The organism is Pseudomonas sp. LBUM1640 (genome assembly GCF_059716225.1).
In genome coordinates, this window is the sequence record NZ_CP166816.1 from 5,852,501 (window position 1) to 5,870,232 (window position 17,732).

Annotated in this window: 18 protein-coding genes (1 of these 18 cut by a window edge); 4 read left to right on the forward strand and 14 right to left on the reverse strand. The window is 59.2% G+C overall.

Going from position 1 to position 17,732, the window contains the following annotated elements; all coding sequences use genetic code 11:
• From msrQ to mrcB, 9 genes are all read right to left on the reverse strand, one after another.
• On the reverse strand, positions 1-608 hold the 5' portion of the coding sequence (gene msrQ / locus ACA065_RS26015) for a protein-methionine-sulfoxide reductase heme-binding subunit MsrQ (RefSeq protein ID WP_497692103.1). Its footprint begins 13 nt before the window's first position; 608 of the gene's 621 nt are visible here — the first part of the coding sequence; it begins with the start codon at positions 606-608; the stop codon falls past the left edge of the window.
• Complete coding sequence (gene msrP / locus ACA065_RS26020) at positions 608-1,621, reverse strand: protein-methionine-sulfoxide reductase catalytic subunit MsrP (protein WP_497692104.1); 1,014 nt, start codon at positions 1,619-1,621, stop codon at positions 608-610. Before msrP ends, msrQ begins: the two co-directional genes overlap by 1 nt.
• A 63-nt stretch (positions 1,622-1,684) precedes the next feature.
• On the reverse strand, positions 1,685-2,542 hold the full coding sequence (gene pssA / locus ACA065_RS26025) for a CDP-diacylglycerol--serine O-phosphatidyltransferase (protein ID WP_083356756.1): 858 nt from the start codon (positions 2,540-2,542) through the stop codon (positions 1,685-1,687).
• 145 nt (positions 2,543-2,687) lie between these two features.
• Entirely contained in the window at positions 2,688-3,704 is a 1,017-nt protein-coding gene (gene ilvC / locus ACA065_RS26030; protein WP_007948647.1) for a ketol-acid reductoisomerase, read from the reverse strand.
• Positions 3,705-3,750: 46 nt separating this feature from the next.
• Positions 3,751-4,242 (reverse strand): acetolactate synthase small subunit, encoded by a 492-nt coding sequence (ilvN, locus tag ACA065_RS26035; RefSeq protein ID WP_003176102.1) that lies wholly within the window; start codon positions 4,240-4,242, stop codon positions 3,751-3,753.
• Positions 4,243-4,244: 2 nt separating this feature from the next.
• Positions 4,245-5,969: an acetolactate synthase 3 large subunit gene (locus ACA065_RS26040; protein ID WP_497692105.1), complete on the reverse strand. Its 1,725-nt coding sequence runs from the start codon at positions 5,967-5,969 to the stop codon at positions 4,245-4,247.
• 431 nt (positions 5,970-6,400) lie between these two features.
• Positions 6,401-6,730, reverse strand: coding sequence for a YqcC family protein (locus ACA065_RS26045; RefSeq protein ID WP_497692106.1), 330 nt, complete (start codon positions 6,728-6,730; stop codon positions 6,401-6,403).
• On the reverse strand, positions 6,730-7,464 hold the full coding sequence (locus tag ACA065_RS26050) for a tetratricopeptide repeat protein (protein ID WP_497692107.1): 735 nt from the start codon (positions 7,462-7,464) through the stop codon (positions 6,730-6,732). Before ACA065_RS26050 ends, ACA065_RS26045 begins: the two co-directional genes overlap by 1 nt.
• Positions 7,465-7,480: 16 nt before the next feature.
• Entirely contained in the window at positions 7,481-9,805 is a 2,325-nt protein-coding gene (gene mrcB / locus ACA065_RS26055) for a penicillin-binding protein 1B (protein ID WP_497692108.1), read from the reverse strand.
• A 118-nt stretch (positions 9,806-9,923) separates the two neighbouring features.
• Between mrcB and ACA065_RS26060 the strand changes: the two genes are divergently transcribed.
• From ACA065_RS26060 to ACA065_RS26070, 3 genes are all read left to right on the forward strand, one after another.
• The gene (locus ACA065_RS26060; protein WP_497692109.1) at positions 9,924-11,480 is read left to right on the forward strand and encodes a bifunctional aminoglycoside phosphotransferase/ATP-binding protein; all 1,557 of its coding nucleotides are present in this window, start codon (positions 9,924-9,926) and stop codon (positions 11,478-11,480) included.
• A gap of 93 nt (positions 11,481-11,573) precedes the next feature.
• The gene (locus ACA065_RS26065) at positions 11,574-11,918 is read left to right on the forward strand and encodes a pentapeptide repeat-containing protein (RefSeq protein ID WP_497692110.1); all 345 of its coding nucleotides are present in this window, start codon (positions 11,574-11,576) and stop codon (positions 11,916-11,918) included.
• 203 nt (positions 11,919-12,121) lie between these two features.
• Positions 12,122-12,394 (forward strand): TfoX/Sxy family protein, encoded by a 273-nt coding sequence (locus tag ACA065_RS26070; protein ID WP_497692111.1) that lies wholly within the window; start codon positions 12,122-12,124, stop codon positions 12,392-12,394.
• A gap of 257 nt (positions 12,395-12,651) precedes the next feature.
• Here ACA065_RS26070 and ACA065_RS26075 read toward each other — a convergent pair whose 3' ends face one another.
• The 3 genes from ACA065_RS26075 to ACA065_RS26085 are packed head-to-tail and all read right to left on the reverse strand — an operon-like array spanning position 12,652 to position 15,331.
• Positions 12,652-13,419: a heme ABC transporter ATP-binding protein gene (locus tag ACA065_RS26075; RefSeq protein WP_497692112.1), complete on the reverse strand. Its 768-nt coding sequence runs from the start codon at positions 13,417-13,419 to the stop codon at positions 12,652-12,654.
• Positions 13,419-14,456: a FecCD family ABC transporter permease gene (locus ACA065_RS26080; RefSeq protein ID WP_497692113.1), complete on the reverse strand. Its 1,038-nt coding sequence runs from the start codon at positions 14,454-14,456 to the stop codon at positions 13,419-13,421. The genes ACA065_RS26075 and ACA065_RS26080 overlap by 1 nt, the downstream gene beginning before the upstream one ends.
• The gene (locus ACA065_RS26085; RefSeq protein WP_497692114.1) at positions 14,453-15,331 is read right to left on the reverse strand and encodes a heme/hemin ABC transporter substrate-binding protein; all 879 of its coding nucleotides are present in this window, start codon (positions 15,329-15,331) and stop codon (positions 14,453-14,455) included. The genes ACA065_RS26080 and ACA065_RS26085 overlap by 4 nt, the downstream gene beginning before the upstream one ends.
• Positions 15,332-15,414: 83 nt before the next feature.
• Between ACA065_RS26085 and ACA065_RS26090 the strand changes: the two genes are divergently transcribed.
• Positions 15,415-15,732 carry a Rieske (2Fe-2S) protein gene (locus tag ACA065_RS26090; RefSeq protein WP_497692115.1) on the forward strand — a complete coding sequence of 106 codons (318 nt, stop codon included), beginning with the start codon at positions 15,415-15,417 and terminating at the stop codon, positions 15,730-15,732.
• Here ACA065_RS26090 and sfsA read toward each other — a convergent pair.
• Together sfsA and ACA065_RS26100 are read right to left on the reverse strand one after the other, a co-directional pair.
• Positions 15,729-16,442, reverse strand: coding sequence for a DNA/RNA nuclease SfsA (sfsA, locus tag ACA065_RS26095; RefSeq protein ID WP_497692116.1), 714 nt, complete (start codon positions 16,440-16,442; stop codon positions 15,729-15,731). The genes ACA065_RS26090 and sfsA overlap by 4 nt on opposite strands.
• Positions 16,442-17,614: a pyridoxal phosphate-dependent aminotransferase gene (locus ACA065_RS26100; protein ID WP_497692117.1), complete on the reverse strand. Its 1,173-nt coding sequence runs from the start codon at positions 17,612-17,614 to the stop codon at positions 16,442-16,444. Before ACA065_RS26100 ends, sfsA begins: the two co-directional genes overlap by 1 nt.
• Between the last annotated feature and the right edge of the window lie 118 nt (positions 17,615-17,732).

Below are 17,732 nucleotides of genomic sequence, written 5' to 3' on the forward strand. Positions count from 1 at the left end.
GCAGAAACTGGTTTTTTCGCGATAAGGCGGGGGATCCGGCGCATGACAGGCGGAATCCGCAGGGCCAAAAGCAGTGCTCCTATAGATGCGTAGATAGCCCACTCTTTCAGATCAGCCCGCACAATCCACAACATATGCAGCAAACCGAGCCCAAGAATCACATACACCAGGCGATGCAGCTTCTTCCAACGACTACCCAACCGACGCTGACTATAGCGATTGGAGGTCACCGCCAACACCAATAAGCAAAGGAAACCCAGCGCGCCCACAATGATATAAGGCCGTTTACGCAGCTCCACCCCAAATTGCGACCAATCAAGACCAAGGATAAAGACGCAGTAAGCTGCCAGGTGCAGCACCACATAGGCAAAACACCAGAGCCCAAGCTGTCGGCGGACGGCAATCCACCCCGCCCACCCGCTGAGCTTCTGCAATGGCGTCATGCCCAGTGTGATCAGCAACAGAATCAACGTCCCAAGCCCCAACCGATCCATCAGCACTTTGCCTGGATCAGGCCCGAGCACAGAACTCCACGCCTCATACAGCCAGAAAAATGGCCATATCGCCGCGGCTATAAAGACGCCAACGCGCCAGATCGGATAGCGCATCAATAGTTCTTCCGCAAATCGAGGCCAGCATAAAGAGAAGCGACCTCATCCGAATAGCCATTGAACATCTGCGTTTCGCGCACATTAGGACTGAACAAACCACTCGGCAACCGACGCTCCCGCGCCTGGGTCCAGCGAGGATGATCAACCGTAGGGTTCACATTTGCATAAAACCCATACTCATCCGCAGCGATACTCTGCCAGGTCGTTTTCGGCTGCTCGCTCACCAGGCTAATCCGCACGATGGATTTCACGCTTTTGAAGCCATACTTCCACGGCACTACCAAGCGCAACGGTGCGCCATTCTGGTTAGGTAGTTCACGGCCATACATACCTACGGCAAGGATCGCCAGCGGATTCATCGCCTCGTCCAGCCGCAGCCCTTCTATATAAGGCCAATTAATCAAGCCGAAACTCGAACGCTGACCCGGCATACTTTTCGGGTCCTGCAGGGTTTCAAAGCGGATGTACTTGGCCTTGGACGTTGGCTCAACTTGCTTGAGCAAGGCTGAAATGGGGAAGCCCATCCACGGAATTACCATCGACCACGCTTCGACACAGCGTAGACGGTAGATGCGTTCTTCCAACTGATAAGGCTTCATGAAGTCTTCCAAGGCATAGCGCCCTGGCTTCCCGACCTCCCCATCAATCACCACGCTCCAGGGCTCGGTCTTGAGTGAGCCCGCGTTCTTCGCCGGGTCCCCCTTGTCCGTACCGAACTCATAGAAGTTGTTGTAATGGGTTGCGTCCTTGAACGGCGTGATGGCTTCGTCTTTTACTGTGACAGCCTGCCACTGGGTATTCGGCAGTTTCTCGGTAAACCAGCCCGGGGCGTTGCCCGGCTCGACGTCGGCGTAACGCGCAGCATCGTCCGCACTGGCCCAACGCGGCAAACTACTGGCAGCCACACCAGCAAGCGCACCACCGAGCAGACTGCGGCGAGAAAGATAGAAGGATTCAGGCGTGACATCCGATTCGTGACATTCGGACGCTTTAGGGATTTTGATTAACATGGCAACTCCGCAGCATTGGAGGACTGATGCACCAATAGACTGCGGAGTATGGCGGACATTACATTAAGGCAATGTTTTGTCGCGGCGCAGGTGCAGCAGGTACTGGATCGGCCCCGAAGCAGCGTACACCAGGAACGCCAGCAGCAGGATGCGCGGCGGATCACTGAACACGACCGCGAACACCAGCACCACCACCAGGATCGCGACGAAAGGCACCCGCCCCTTGAGGTCGAATTCCTTGAAGCTGTTGTACTTGATGTTGCTGACCATCAACATGCCGGCGGCCGCAACCATCAAAGCCACCAGGAACGACATTTTCGAACCCTGGATGCCGTAGTCACTGAATGCCCAGACAATGCCCGCCACCACGCCCGCAGCCGCAGGGCTGGCAAGGCCAATGAAGTAACGCTTGTCGGCAGTGCCAACCTGGGTATTGAAGCGTGCCAGACGCAAAGCGGCCCCGGCGACATAGATGAAGGCAACCATCCAGCCGACCTTGCCCATATCCCCCAACGCCCAGGCAAACGCCAGCAGCGCAGGTGCAACACCGAAGGCAACCATGTCCGACAGCGAGTCGTACTCGGCACCGAAGGCGCTTTGCGTATTGGTCATGCGCGCTACACGACCGTCCAGGCCGTCGAGCACCATGGCCACGAAGATTGCGATGGCAGCAAAACCGAAATACTTGCTGGCACTCGCCGCATCACCCGCCGCGAGTGCACTTTGGGCGCTCATGGAGTTGATGATGGAATAGAACCCGGCAAACAGGTTCGCCGTGGTGAACAGGTTGGGCAGAAGATAGATGCCACGATGCCGGACCTTGCGACCTTCGGCGTCATGCCCTTCTTCGACATGTTCATCGATCGGTAGCAGGCTTTCGGCGTCAGAGGCCTGGTGTGGCTCTTCGGGACGTTCGCTCATGGACTTTACCTTGCAACGGTGTGAAAAAAATTCGACTAATACTTGCGGCGAGTGTTCGCCCGCAAACGATGCAGCTTTATACCAGAACCAGCTCCCCAAACGAAAAAACGCGGCCTAAGCCGCGTTTTCTCGTGATGCGTACGACTTAGTTTTTGGCTTTGTCGACGATCTTGTTGGCACCGATCCACGGCATCATGGAGCGCAGTTGCTCGCCGATGATTTCGATACCGTGAGCGGCGTTGTTACGACGCTTGGCGGTCATCGAAGGGTAGCCGGTTGCGCCTTCGCTGATGAACATTTTGGCGTATTCGCCGTCCTGAATACGTTTCAGGGCGTTGCGCATTGCCTGACGGGACTCGGCGTTGATCACTTCCGGGCCAGTCACGTACTCGCCGTATTCAGCATTGTTGGAGATCGAGTAGTTCATGTTGGCGATACCGCCTTCGTACATGAGGTCAACGATCAGCTTCAGTTCGTGCAGGCATTCGAAATAGGCCATTTCCGGCGCGTAGCCAGCTTCAACCAGGGTTTCGAAACCGGCTTTCACCAGCTCAACAGTACCGCCGCACAGAACGGCTTGTTCGCCGAACAGGTCGGTTTCGGTCTCGTCCTTGAAGGTGGTTTCGATGATGCCGGTACGACCGCCACCAACACCCGCTGCGTAGGACAGTGCAACGTTTTTGGCGTTGCCCGAAGCGTCCTGGTAGATCGCGATCAGGTCAGGGATACCGCCGCCTTTGACGAACTCGGAACGCACGGTGTGGCCCGGTGCCTTCGGCGCGATCATGATCACGTCGAGGTCAGCACGTGGAACAACCTGGTTGTAGTGAATCGCGAAACCGTGGGAGAAGGCCAGGGTGGCGCCCTTCTTGATGTTCGGCTCGATTTCATTCTTGTACAGCGCAGACTGGAACTCGTCCGGGGTCAGGATCATGACCAGGTCGGCAGCGGCAACAGCGGAAGCAACGTCAGTCACTTTCAGGCCATGGGCTTCGGCCTTGGCGACAGTGGCCGAGCCTTTGCGCAGGCCAACAGTCACGTCAACGCCGGAATCTTTAAGGTTGCACGCTTGAGCGTGGCCCTGGGAACCGTAGCCGATGATGGCGACTTTTTTGCCCTGGATGATCGACAGGTCACAATCTTTTTCGTAATAAACTTTCATGAGGTTCCTCTATATATCCAGGCCGTTAGGCCATTCACTAATTGGGTTAGATGCTGAGTACTTTGTCGCCACGAGCAATCCCGGTGACGCCACTGCGTACAGTTTCCAGAATCGAGGCCGTCCCGATCGACTGGATGAAGCTGTCCAGCTTGTCGCTTGTACCGGTCAGTTGAACGGTATAAACGCTGGCGCTCACATCGACGATCTGCCCGCGATAAATGTCGGTTGTGCGTTTGATCTCGGCACGTTGTGCACCCGTAGCCTTGACCTTAACCAGCATCAGCTCACGCTCGATGTGGGCACTTTCCGACAGGTCGACCAGCTTGACCACTTCGATCAGCTTGTTGAGGTTCTTGGTGATCTGCTCGATCACCTCATCGTGACCCACGGTGGTCAGCGTCAGGCGCGACAGGGTCGGGTCTTCGGTTGGGGCCACGGTCAGGCTTTCGATGTTGTAGTTACGTTGCGAAAACAGGCCGACAACACGAGACAGAGCGCCGGGTTCGTTCTCCAGAAGCAGGGAGATAATGTGCCGCATGATTAAGTACGCTCCGTCTTGTTCAGCCACATATCGCGCATCGAGCCGTCTTTGATCTGCATCGGGTAGACGTGCTCGCTGGTGTCCACTTGAATATCGAGGAACACCAGGCGGTCCTTCATGGCGAACGCCTCTTCCATCTTCGGCTTCAGATCTTTCAAATCGGTGATGCGAATGCCGACGTGGCCATAGGCTTCAACCAATTTGACGAAATCCGGCAGCGATTCCATATAGGAATGGGAGTGACGGCTACCGTAGCTCATGTCCTGCCACTGACGAACCATGCCCAGTACGCCGTTGTTCAAGCAGACGATCTTCACCGGAAGGCCGTACTGCAAGCACGTCGACAGTTCCTGGATATTCATCTGGATGCTGCCCTCACCGGTGACGCACGCGACGTCGGTGTCGGGGAAGCTCAGCTTCACACCCATGGCTGCAGGGAAACCGAAGCCCATCGTGCCCAAGCCACCGGAGTTGATCCAGCGGTTGGGCTTGTCGAACTTGTAGTACTGCGCGGCGAACATTTGGTGCTGGCCCACGTCGGAGGTTACAAAGGCATCGCCCTTGGTCACTTCGCACAGGGTTTCGATCACGGTTTGCGGTTTGATGATGCTGCCGTCGCCCTTGTCGTAAGGGAACAGGCCACGATCACCGCGCCATTCATCGATCTGCTTCCACCAGCTGGCGACCGACTCCTGGTTCGGCGTTTCGCCGATGTCCTTCAGTGCCGCAACCATTTCGGTCAATACGCTTTCTACAGGACCCACGATCGGCACATCGGCCTTGATGGTCTTGGAGATGGACGCCGGGTCGATGTCGATATGGATGATCTTGGCATTCGGGCAGAATTTGCTCGCGCCATTGATCACTCGGTCATCGAACCGCGCGCCCACAGCCAGGATCACGTCGGCGTGGTGCATGGCCAGGTTGGCGGTGTAGCTGCCGTGCATGCCGAGCATGCCGACGAACTGGCGATCCGTACCCGGGAATGCGCCGAGGCCCATCAAGGTATTGGTCACCGGCAGGTTGAGCAGTTTGGCCAATTCGGTCAGCGGTGCAGAACCGCCGCCCAGAATCACGCCACCACCCGAGTACAGCACTGGGCGCTTGGCCGCCAGGAGCATTTCTGCCGCCTTGCGGATTTGGCCCGAGTGCCCACGAACGGCCGGGCTGTAGGAACGCAGCTTGGCTTTCTTCGGGAAAATGTATTCGAATTTTTCAGCCGGGTTGGTCATGTCTTTTGGGATATCTACTACTACAGGGCCCGGGCGACCGGACTGTGCGAGGTAGAACGCCTTTTTCATGACTTCCGGGATTTCCGACGCATGCTTGATCATGAAGCTGTGTTTCACGATCGGCCGGGAGATACCGATCATGTCGGTTTCCTGGAATGCATCGGTGCCGACCATGGTGCTCGCGACCTGGCCAGAAATGATCACCATCGGGATGGAGTCCATATAAGCAGTCGCGATGCCGGTAATGGCATTGGTTGCGCCTGGGCCGGACGTTACCAATACCACGCCGGCTTTACCGGTGGCACGGGCATAACCGTCAGCCATATGGGTCGCGGCCTGTTCGTGGCGAACCAGGATGTGGGTAACAGCCGGTTCCTTGAACAGTGCGTCGTAAACATGCAGCAGAGCACCACCTGGGTACCCGTAGATATAGTCGACGCCTTCGTCACGCAAAAAGCGGACGAGCATCTCACCGCCAGATAAAAGCTCCACGTTGTTCACCTCTAAAACGCCAGAATACCGTCCGTTAAAAACCGACGGGTCTTAATAGGTTTACTTCTCAACAGAGCATGAGCGACGGTGGTCGCCGACTACGTCAGCACTGACTGAGCAAGTATTGGGATCGTCCCAAGTGTTGCGGGCTTTTCCCACCCAGCGCGAGGTAACGCGTTGCGGGTGTTACAGGTCGGCGCGGATATGCGCCTCATGATCTGCTGAGCGGGCCTGCTTCTGGCAGTCCCGATACAGCGGACTTTGGATTCTTCTGTTTCAGCCCCTTCAAGTCAAGCAATAATTGCGCTTTTTTCCAACTAAGCGCATGAGAACGCATAAGAAAGGGGTTTGAGGAGGGATAAAACTCGCCTGAATGTCGTCAAGCGGTAGAAATGTGCGCAAGACTGCCGAAAAACCCGGCAGTCAGGCAATTAACGAGCGTCGACGATGAGTTGGTCGAACTTTTTCAGCGCATTACGTAAGCCAAGGCTCTCCAGCGGCCGATCGGCGTAAACCATCTCCGCCATTTCCATAATCCCCGAGGCGTTGGGCAGCGGCAGATCCTGCTCGAGGATCTGCTTCATGCGCACCAGGAAGATCCATTGCAGCCACTGGTGGAAATCCAGGGTATCGACTGAAAAAGGCTCGACGCTGCTGAGCGCCTCAGCGCTGGGACGCACCTCGTCCCACCAGCCTTGCACGCGCAGCTCGCGCTCAATCAGCAATAACTGTTCGGCAATTGCTGGAAAACGCACATCCATCAGAGGCTGACCTTGGCTTTTTGCCGAGCCTGGGCGGCACCGGCAGCATCACCTTGTGCGGCACGTGCATCACCAATCAGGGCCCATAGGTTGGCTTGCAGGTCAGGGCGACCATTGGCCAAGCTCAGGCCACGACGGGCGAACTGTTCGGCTTGTGGCGCATCGCCCTGGGCCATACGCACTTGAGCCAGGCGATACAGCACTTGTGGTTCACGAGGCGCCACGCGTTGGGCGCGCTCGAGGCTCGACGATGCACCGTTCAAATCACCACCAGCCTGTTGCTGCTGGGCGGTGGTCAGCAGCGCCAGCACCGGCCCGTCCAATTGCTCGTCAGCCGACAGGCCGCCAGCGCTGGACGAAGACGGAATGCCGCTCGGCGTCGAAGGCATGTTGTAGGTGCCTTGGTTGACCGGCGCCGTTTGAATCGGCGTGGAATCAACTGGCCCCGACGTGCTTGGCCCTGGGGTCCACGGCTCGGCACTGATAGGTGCCGAAGTCGCGGCACCACCGCCCGGCACCATCACCACCACGCCGGAGTCCTGCGGGATGGTTTGAGCGGTAGCTTGGGCAGGACGCTTGACCACGGTCTGGCGGAAACCGCCGTTGGCCGAGATTCGATCGTTATTCGAGACGGCCGTGCTCGAGTCCACCACGGGAATTGAGCCGCGTTGCACGCTTGAGCAACCGCTGAGCACCGCTAGCGCTGTAATAGCTGGAATCAACCACTTGTTCACTTGAAACCCTCTTTTCTTAATTCATCCAGCCTTTGACCCAATCCATCACCGATTCCGCGTCAGCGGGGGCACTGCCACCGCATGCGGCGCCGGGTGGTGGCTCGCTGCCGCGAATATACGGCATCTGCACCGCGCCCGGACAGTTGGCATCGGAGCCCTGCCCCGTGTGCGGATCAATCCAGGCCTGCACGATGTTGTCCGGTTGCGGCATGTTCAGCGGCAGCGGGTCGGCCTTGCGCATGAAACTGGTCCAGACCTGCAGCGCACCGGTCGCGCCGGTGAACGGCGTCTTGCCGTTGTCGTCACGGCCCAGCCACACCACAGCCAGCACGTCCTGACCGAAGCCGGCGAACCAGCTGTCACGCGAGTCGTTACTGGTGCCGGTCTTGCCCGCCAACGTCAAGTTCGACGGCAGCACGCTGTAGACCGAGCGCCCGGTGCCCTCACGCATGACGCGCTGCATGGCGTTCTGGATCAGGTAGATGGAGCCCGCATCGAAACGCTGCTGAATCTGGAACGGATAACGCTTAAGCGGCTCGCCTTCGGCGGTCAGCACACTGCGAATGCCGCGCATCGGTGTATTGAAACCACCGTTGGCAAGCGTCTGGTACATCGTGGCCACTTCCATCGGGGTCATGGCGCCAGCGCCAAGCAGAATCGATGGGAAGGCCGGAAACTCACGAGTGACACCCAGGCGCGCTATGGTTTTCAACACATTCGGCACACCCACTTCAAGCCCCAGGCGCGAGGTGGAAATGTTGTAGGAGTGCGCAATCCCCTGATACAGGAACACCGTGCCGTGGGAGCGTCGATCAAAGTTCTGCGGCGTCCACACCTGGCCATCGGCGCCTTTGACCGACAGCGGGTCATCCGACAGCCAGCTGGTCAGCGTGTATTTGCTCGGTTTTTCCAAGGCCGTGAGGTAAACCGCCGGCTTGACCAGCGAGCCAATTGGCCGAACAGCATCCAGCGCGCGGTTGAAGCCGGCAAAGCTGGCCTGGCGACTGCCGATCATGGCCTGCACTTCACCCGTTTCCGGGTTGGTCACGACCATGGCGGCCTCGACTTCATCGGAGCCTTTACGGCCGGTCAGACGCTTGAAGGTGTCGTTGACCGACGCCTCGGCTTTCATCTGCAAAATCGGGTCGAAACTGGTGAAGATCCGCAGGCCTTCTTCGGTCAAGTCTTCGTCGCGGTAGTCTTCACGCAACTGACGTTTGACCAGGTCGATAAAGCCCGGGAAGGAGCTGTCGGCCAGCTTGCCGCGGGTGGTTACACCCAGTGGCATTTTCTTCGCGGCCGCGACCTGTTCGGCAGTAGCCACGCCCTGCTGCTCGAGTACATCCAGCACCAGGTTACGGCGTTCAAGCGCACGCTCCGGGTTGCGACGCGGGTTGTAATAGGACGGCCCTTTGACCATGCCCACCAGCAACGCGACCTGATGCAACTTCAGCTCGGACAACGGCTGACCGAAGAAGAACTGGCTGGCCAAGCCAAAACCGTGAACGGCACGCTGGCCATCCTGACCGACGAATACCTCGTTGAGGTAGGCTTCAAGGATTTCCTGCTTGCTGTAATGCAGCTCCAGCAACATGGCCATCATGGCTTCGGTGAGCTTACGGGTCAGGCTGCGCTCGTTGGTCAGGTAGAAGTTCTTGACCAACTGTTGCGTCAGCGTACTGCCGCCCTGCGTCATCTTGCCGCCGGACGTGTTGACCCAAATGGCACGGGCAATCGACTTCGGCGAGACACCCCAGTGGCTGTAGAAATCACGGTCTTCCACGGCGACCAGGGTTTCGAGCAGATACGGCGGCACCTGATCAAGCTTGATCAGGATGCGGTCTTCAAGATTTTTGGGGTAAATGCCGCCGATCAACAGCGGTTCCAGGCGCACCACCGGCAGCTTCGAACCGTTCAGTGACGACAACTCGGCAACATAATCGCCGGAGAAGCGCACGCGCACCGGCTGGGCTTTTTCCAGGCCTTCATAGAACTGGAAACCGCGGGTGTTCAAGTCAACGGTATTGCCACTGACGGCTGCTGCGCCTGGGCCATTGCTCACCGGCTCACGGCGGTAGCCCAAGGCATCGAGTTCGGTAAGGAAGTCATCCTTGCTCAGCTTCTGGCCGGTGAACAGTTCCAGCGGGCGCGCATACACCTTGGCTGGAATGGTCCAGCGCTTGCCGGAGAATTTCTCCTGGACCACGGCGTCGAGGTAAACCGCGAAGCCGGCGAGCACCACAAGGCCTACCAGGCTTAGCTTGAGTGCCCAGCCCAGCCACGGGCGCAGGCCGCGTGAAGGAGGTTTTTTACGGGAACGGGGAGATCGGGTTCGAGTCATGGCGGCGGATTATACGCACTTTATTGATGATCAACATGAGCCGGACAGCGGTTTGCACGACCGGCTGTAACCGCCATAATGCCCGCCATGATTTCCCCCAGACTTTGAAGGATCGCCCGTGAGCCAGTCCCTGATCGCTGCCCTGCAAAACCCGGCCTTGTATCCCCACCCGGTTGAAGCGTTTCAAGTTATCGAGACCCATATTTCCTGGGTCATCCTGACTGGCCCATTCGCTTATAAACTGAAGAAGCCTATGAACTTCGGGTTCCTGGATTTCACCCAGCTCAAGGATCGAGGCCACTTCTGCAACGAAGAACTGCGCCTCAACCAGCGCCTGACCGAAGATTTGTATCTTGAAGTGTTGCCGATCACTGGCACCGCCGAAGCTCCGCAATTGGGCGGCGAAGGCCCGGTTATCGAGTACGCGCTGAAAATGCGCCAGTTCCCGCAAAGCCAAATGCTCAGCACCTTGCAAGCAAACGGCGAGCTGACCAGTGCGCACATTGATGAAATGGCCAGGCAGATTGCGCATTTTCACCTCACCGCACCGAAGGTTGCGCAGGAGCACCCGGCCGGCACGCCGGACGAGGTGATGGCGCCGGTACGCCAGAACTTCGAGCAGATCCGCCCATTCCTCAGCGACAAAGCCGACCTGGCACAACTGGAAGCCCTGCAAGCCTGGGCTGAAAGCAGCTTCGAGCGCCTCAAGCCGCTGTTGGCTCAGCGCAAGCTCGATGGCTTCACCCGCGAATGCCACGGCGATATCCACTTGGGTAACGCCACGCTGATCGACGGCCAAGTGGTGATCTTCGACTGCATCGAGTTCAACGAACCGTTCCGTTTCACCGACGTGTACGCCGACACCGGCTTCCTGGCGATGGACCTGGAAGACCGTGGCCTCAAATCCCTGGCACGCCGTTTTATCAGCCAATACCTGGAATTGACCGGCGACTACCAAGGCCTGGAAGTGCTGAACTTCTATAAAGCCTACCGAGCGCTGGTGCGCGCCAAGGTTGCGCTGTTCAGCATGCCGAGCGAAGCAAGCCCGGTGCAACGCGCCACCACCCTGCGCCAGTACCGCAACTACGCCAACCTGGCAGAAAGTTACAGCACTATTCCTTCGCGCTTCATGGCAATTACCCACGGTGTATCGGCAGTCGGCAAAAGCCACGTCTCCATGCGCCTGGTGGAAGCACTGGGCGCCGTGCGCCTGCGTTCGGATGTGGAGCGCAAGCGCCTGTTTGGCGAGCAGCAGGTGGAAAACACCCCACAGGCCGGCATCTATGCTGCCGACGCCAGCGCAGCCACCTATGCGCGCCTGAATGAAATCGCCGATACCGTTTTGCGTGCCGGCTACCCGGTGGTACTCGATGCCACCTTCCTGAAACTTGCACAGCGCGACGCAGCAGCCAAGATTGCCGAGGCTACCGGCGCGCCGTTCCTGATCCTGGATTGCAACGCACCGCAAGCCGTTATCGCCAGTTGGCTGGCACAGCGTCAGGCCGATAAAAACGACCCTTCCGATGCTACGCTGACCGTTATCGAAGAGCAGCAGGCCAACCGCGACCCGCTAACCGCCGAAGAGCTGCTGTTGAGCAAGCGCGTAGAGACCAACGAGAGCGGGACCCTGGACGCTTTGGTGGCGCATATTCGCCAACGCCTGCCAGGCCTGTAAGAAATATTTCTTGGTCGTGTCACCGATCTACGGTGCACGACCGAGCAATAGTGGCACTATAATGGCGTCATAATTCCAACAGGAGTCGTCATCATGAGTCAGCCCAAGCTTCTTGATACCCCGCTCTACGCGCTTCTGCATAAGGACGACATTCGAGGCTTCAACCAGGAACGTCCCAAGGACGGGACCATCGACATGCGCGGTGGCGACTTCCGCGGGCTGGATCTGCGCGACTTGAACGCCACAGGTGTCGACTTCACCGACGCCTACTTCCGCTCTGCCGACCTGCGCGGCCTGGACTTGCGCGACTGTTCGTTGGAAGGCGCCAGCCTGGCCCATGCACAGATCTCGGGCACCTACTTCCCTCCTGAATTGACCGCCGACGAGATCCTGATGTCGGTCAATTTCGGCACTCGCCTGCGCTACCGCACCAAGTGACGTCTCACGACGGCCCCGGCTACGCGTCAAGCGTACCGGGTGATCCGCGCCTGCCGGTCCTCAAATACCCCGCACCATTCTTATAAGCTTTTCAGCCGTTCCTGACCAAAGAACTACGCTTTTCCTACTGAGCGCTACACTCCTTTTCAGGCTTGCCTGGTCACGATACCCACCGCACCATTCGGCCGTCGCAAGGAGGCTTGATGAACGATGAGCTGCAACACCTGAAAAACCTTGGCAAGACGTCGGCGCAGTGGCTGCACGCGGTGGGCATCCACAGCGCGTCCGACTTGCGCCGCCTGGGAGCGGTCGATGCCTACCGAGCCGTACGAACTCGTGGGTTCCGGGCATCGAAAGTGCTGCTGTATGCAATTGAAGGGGCGTTGATGGATGTGCACTGGAACGACATTCCCACAGAGCGCAAGGAAGCACTGAACCGCCAGCTGGATGCTCTTTCAGCGCGTCAGAAGATTTAGTTCGGCGATCAAACCCAGTGTTTACGGGCATTGCGAAAAGAGCTTCAAGAAAACAGCCGAACGTACTAAAACAAATGTTGACTCTCAAATGAGAATCGTTATGATTATCACAGCTGGTCGCGAGATCAGCCGATAACTGAAAGACCATTGGTTCGGACTCTCAGATTATCTCCTCATCAGGCTAATCACGGTTATTTGACCCGGCTCTTGCCGGGTCTTTTTTTGTCTGTAAAAAGCTGTCTTTAAGAACGCCAACCTCAGCGCGCAATGATCAGCGGATGCCCACGCTCCGGATGCGGCTGCACCAACACATCCAAACCAAACACAGCCTTGAGCGGTTCAGGTCGCAAGACCTCCTCTGGCGTATCCAAGGCATGCGGACGCCCGTCCTCCAGCAACAAAATACGGTCACAGTAGCGAGCCGCCAGGTTCAGATCATGGAGGATCACCAACACGGCCGCGCCTCGATCGGCGAAGCTGCGGATGGCCTGCAAGGTCGTGTGTTGATGCAGCGGGTCAAGCATTGACGTCGGCTCATCCAACAGCAGCGTCTGCCCCGCTTCACCCGGCCATAACTGCGCCAACACGCGCGCCAGGTGCACACGCTGGCGCTCGCCACCTGACAACGCCAAGTAGCTGCGGCCACTCAAGTGCCCGACGTCCGCCGCCTGCAAGGCGGCGCGGATGATCTCGTCATCACGCACTCGCCCGGTCTGATGCGGCAAACGCCCCATGCCGACGACCTCCTCAACCCGAAACGCAAAGTCCAGGGTCGACGTTTGCGGCAACACCGCCAGCCGCTGAGCACGCTGCGAACCGCTCCAGCTCTTTAACTCCTGCTGGTCCAGCCACACCTTGCCTTGATCAGGATGCAACTCACCGCACAGCGCGCCAAGCAGGGTACTTTTGCCGGCACCATTGGGGCCCAGCACGCCCAGCACTTGGCCCGGCAACAGATCCAGGCTGACATCGGCCAATACCGTCTTGCGACCGCGCCGGATCTGCAGCGCTTCTACTCGCAGCATCAGGCACGCCCCCGCAACAACAGATAGAGAAAAAATGGCGCACCGATAAACGCCGTCACAATACCAATCGGTAACTCCGCCGGCGCCAAGGCCAGGCGCGCCACCAGGTCAGCAAACAGCAGCAAACTTGCGCCCGCCAGCACCGAGGCCGGCAACAGCACCCGATGGTCCGGCCCCGCCAACAGCCGCACCAAATGCGGCACCACCAGCCCGACAAACCCAATCATCCCCGCTGCTGCTACCGCCGCGCCCACGCCCAGGGCGGTGCAGAACACCAGCTCACGCTTGAGCCCTTCAACATCAATGCCAAGGTGACTGGCCTCGGACTCACCCAGCAGCAGCGCATTCAGCGCTTTGGCCCGGCGCGGCAACCACAGCGCCACACCGGCGCTCACCAGCAGCAACGGCCACAACCGCGCATAGCTCGCGCCATTGAGGCTGCCCAGGTTCCAGAACGTCAGGGTGCGCAAGGTGGCGTCATCCGCCAGATAGGTAAACAACCCCACCGCCGAGCTGGCGAGGGCCGTGAGGGCGATGCCGGCGAGCAGCATCGTCGCAACATTGGTCTGGCCGTTGCGGCGCCCCAGGCGATAGACCAGGGCCGTGACCCCTAAGCCACCGAGAAAAGCACACAACGACAACAAATAAGGCCCGACCGCATCCGGCAGCCCGCCAAACAACGAACCACCGACAATCGCCACTGCCGCCCCCAGCGCCGCGCCACTGGACACACCCACCAACCCAGGATCGGCCAGCGGATTGCGGAACAACCCCTGCATCGCCACACCCGACAGCGCCAGCACAGCGCCAACCGCCAGGCCGAGCAACGTGCGCGGCAGGCGAATCTGCCCCAGGATCAATTCGGCCTGTTCCAGGCCTTGGGCTTCAATCGGCACACCCATCAAGCGCAAGGCGGCCCTGAGCGTATCCAGCAATGGCAGGCTGACCGGCCCCAAGGCCAATGAGAGCCAGATCGCCAAGACACACAACAGCGCCAGCCCGATAAACAGCGTTTTCGGTTTAACCAGAGTGGTCATGGGGCAGGTTTAGCCTGGGACGGATAAAACCCGGCAGACAGTTTCACCAGGCTTTGCGGCAAGCGCGGCCCCAGGCCGCCGACCAGCAGGGTCGGGTCGAGCTCAAATACCCGGCCATTCCTGGCGGCCGGCGTTGAAGCCAAAATCGGGTTTTCCTTGAACAACGCCGCGCGCGCCGCATCACCGGTCAGTGCGCGATCCGCAAACACCAGCACATCAGGACTCAACCCCGCCAGCGACTCCACTGAAAACGGCTTGTAGCCCGTGTGGGTCGCCAGGTTACGCCCGCCGGCCTGTTGCAGCAGCCAATCGGCGGCGGTGTCTTTGCCCGCAATCAGCGGCTTGCCGCCCGCATGGCCAAGCAACAGCAACACACCCGGCGCCTTTTGCGTGGCCTGGGCCTTGGTGACCCAGCGCTTCTGCTGCTCAAGCGCCTGCTCATATCCGGTAAACAATTCGTTGGCCTTTGCCTCGCTGCCCAGTAACTTGCCCAGGTGCTGCAGGTTGCCCTTCAGGGTCGCAAGATCCGGTTCAGCCGAGAACATCTCCACCTGCACGCCGGCGCCTCGAATCTGCGCCAGCACCGGCGGCGGCCCCATTTCTTCTGTGCCTACCAGCACTTGCGGGCGCAGGCTCAGAATGCCTTCAGCCGACAACTGCCGCTGATAACCTATGCTTGGCAACGCCTTCAGCGATTCCGGGTGCTGGCTGGTAGTATCGACGCCCACCAGTTTCGACTCACCGCCCAAGGCCGTCACCCATTCCGACAGCGCCCCACCCGCACTGACCCAACGTTGTGGCAGTTCAGAGGCTTGCGCCCCGTGGTTGACCAGCAGTGAGGCAACTAGCGCGATAGCGCTGGTACTCAGGCGCATAACAGGGTTTCCTTCCAAGGGCAGGGCGAAGCCGGCATTTGATAATTGTTTGCATTTGCACGTCAAGGCACTTAAGGATTGAAATGAAGTTTCTCTGCTCCTCCCAAACCCTCGCGCCCAATAGCAGCCTCGGCTTTGAGATCGACGGTTGCAAGCTGTTGGCCGTGCGCCGGGACGGCGTTGCCTACTTCTATATCAACCGTTGCCCCCATCGCGGTATCCCGCTGGAATGGCAGCCCAATAGGTTCCTCGACACCAGCGCCAGCCTGATTCAGTGCGCCACGCACGGCGCGCTGTTCCTTATCGAGAGCGGCGAATGCATCGCCGGCCCCTGCGCGGGCCAAAACCTCACCGCCCTGCCCGGCCGCGAAGACGCACAGGGCTTGTGGGTGGAACTCTAGCCGCCGATCAGCACATCCAAGCGGCGATCGATGTAAATTTCCTCAGCCGTGACCTGTACACCGTAAGCCAGCACCTCCACACCAGCAGCCTTGGCCTCACGCAACGCTGCGGCGTAACCGGCGTCGATTTCCACGGCCGGGCGCACCGCCTCGATCCCCGACAGGTTGACGCAATACAACTGCACCGCCCGCACACCCTCACGCGCCAAATGCGCCAGCTCACGCAAATGCTTGGCGCCGCGCTGGGTCACCGCATCGGGGAAAGCGGCCACCGCCGTGCCGTCAAAGCCCAGGGTGACGCTTTTGACTTCGACAAACGCCGCGCCTTGCGGGTAATCCAGACGAAAATCGATGCGGCTTTTCTCCTGGCCGTAAGGCACTTCGCGCTTCAACGCAGTAAAACCGTTGAGCTCAGCGATGACCCCGGCGCGCAGCGCCTCCTCAACTAACTGATTGGCGCGCGCCGTGTTAACGCACGCCAGCCGGCCTTGCGGTGTTTCAGCAATTTCCCAGGTGCCTGGCAATTTGCGCTTGGGATCCGTGGAGCGACTGAACCAGACCTGGCCGCCCTCCACCATGCAATTAAGCATCGAGCCGGTGTTCGGGCAATGAATGGTCAGCAATTCGCCGGTAACGGTTTCGATATCGGTGAGAAAGCGCTTGTAGCGGCGAATCAGCCGCCCTTCTTCGAGGGGAGGATGAAAACGCATCAGCCTTGCCAGCTCCGCAGACCACGGGCGATGCGTTCCACCGCCTCTTGTAGCCGATCGAGGTTTTGCGTGTAGGCAAAACGCACATGATGGCCGGCTTGATAGCGACCAAAATCCAGCCCAGGCGTAAAGGCGACGTGCTCGGTTTCGAGGAAATGGCGGCAGAACGCGAAGGCATCACCGCCGAACGCGCTGATATCGGCATACAAGTAGAACGCCCCTTCCGGCTCTACGGCAATGCCGAACCCTAGCTCGCGCAACGCGGGAAGAAGGAAGTCACGACGGCGACCGAATTCGGCGCGACGCTCTTCCAGAATGCCCAGGGTTTGCGGGGTAAAACAGGCCAACGCCGCGTACTGAGCCATGCTCGGCGCGCTGATGTAGAGGTTTTGCGCCAGCTTCTCCAACTCGCCCACCGCAGCAGGCGGCGCCACCAGCCAACCGAGGCGCCAACCGGTCATGCCGAAATACTTCGAAAAACTATTCAGGACGAACGCATCGTCATCGACTTCGAGCACGCTGGCGGCGTCGGTGCCGTAGGTGAGGCCGTGATAGATCTCGTCCACCACCAAATGGCCGTCACGCGCCTTGATTGCACTCGACAACCCGGCCAATTCGTCCCGCGTGAGAATGGTGCCGGTGGGGTTGGCAGGGGACGCAACCAGTGCACCCACGCTGTCGTGGTTCCAATGCTTGGCCACCAAGTCGGCGGTCAATTGGTAGCGCACGTCCGGGCCGACCGGCACCAGTTGCGCCGCGCCTTCCACCAAGCGTAGGAAGTGTCGGTTGCATGGGTAGCCCGGGTCCGCCAACAGCCAATGTTTACCGGGGTCGACCAACAGACTGCTGGCCAACAATAAGGCGCCGGAGCCACCGGGAGTGATCAAAATGCGCTCAGGGTCGACACTCAGCCCGTAACGCTGCTGGTAAAAGCCGCTGATGGCCTCACGCAGCTCGGGCAAGCCACGCGCCGCGGTGTAACGGGTCTTGCCGTTGGCCAGCGCCGCCTGGCCGGCCTGGATGATCGGCTCGGCCGTGGTGAAATCCGGCTCGCCGATTTCCAGATGGATCACATCGTGGCCGGCTGCCTGCAGCTCATTCGCTCGCGCCAGCAGCGCCATGACATGAAAAGGTTCGATGGCGCGACTGCGCGCACTGTAGGGCTGAGCCATTAGCCTTCCTTAACGGTGAGGACAAAATCAGGATTCTACCGAACCCTCACGGTAAAACATGCTCTATTGCCTGCTCGGCCGTTCACGATGAACCGAGCAAGCGCTTGCAAAACGACTA

Excerpts from the sequence above, each read along its gene's own strand:
- msrP (WP_497692104.1), bottom strand. The coding sequence starts at position 1,621 with ATGTTAATCAAAATCCCTAAAGCGTCCGAATGTCACGAATCGGATGTC.
- pssA (WP_083356756.1), bottom strand. The coding sequence starts at position 2,542 with ATGAGCGAACGTCCCGAAGAGCCACACCAGGCCTCTGACGCCGAAAGC.
- ilvC (WP_007948647.1), bottom strand. The coding sequence starts at position 3,704 with ATGAAAGTTTATTACGAAAAAGATTGTGACCTGTCGATCATCCAGGGC.
- ilvN (WP_003176102.1), bottom strand. The coding sequence starts at position 4,242 with ATGCGGCACATTATCTCCCTGCTTCTGGAGAACGAACCCGGCGCTCTG.
- ACA065_RS26045 (WP_497692106.1), bottom strand. The coding sequence starts at position 6,730 with ATGGATGTGCGTTTTCCAGCAATTGCCGAACAGTTATTGCTGATTGAG.
- mrcB (WP_497692108.1), bottom strand. The coding sequence starts at position 9,805 with ATGACTCGAACCCGATCTCCCCGTTCCCGTAAAAAACCTCCTTCACGC.
- ACA065_RS26065 (WP_497692110.1), top strand. The coding sequence starts at position 11,574 with ATGAGTCAGCCCAAGCTTCTTGATACCCCGCTCTACGCGCTTCTGCAT.
- ACA065_RS26070 (WP_497692111.1), top strand. The coding sequence starts at position 12,122 with ATGAACGATGAGCTGCAACACCTGAAAAACCTTGGCAAGACGTCGGCG.
- ACA065_RS26075 (WP_497692112.1), bottom strand. The coding sequence starts at position 13,419 with ATGCTGCGAGTAGAAGCGCTGCAGATCCGGCGCGGTCGCAAGACGGTA.
- ACA065_RS26080 (WP_497692113.1), bottom strand. The coding sequence starts at position 14,456 with ATGACCACTCTGGTTAAACCGAAAACGCTGTTTATCGGGCTGGCGCTG.
- ACA065_RS26085 (WP_497692114.1), bottom strand. The coding sequence starts at position 15,331 with ATGCGCCTGAGTACCAGCGCTATCGCGCTAGTTGCCTCACTGCTGGTC.
- ACA065_RS26090 (WP_497692115.1), top strand. The coding sequence starts at position 15,415 with ATGAAGTTTCTCTGCTCCTCCCAAACCCTCGCGCCCAATAGCAGCCTC.
- sfsA (WP_497692116.1), bottom strand. The coding sequence starts at position 16,442 with ATGCGTTTTCATCCTCCCCTCGAAGAAGGGCGGCTGATTCGCCGCTAC.
- ACA065_RS26100 (WP_497692117.1), bottom strand. The coding sequence starts at position 17,614 with ATGGCTCAGCCCTACAGTGCGCGCAGTCGCGCCATCGAACCTTTTCAT.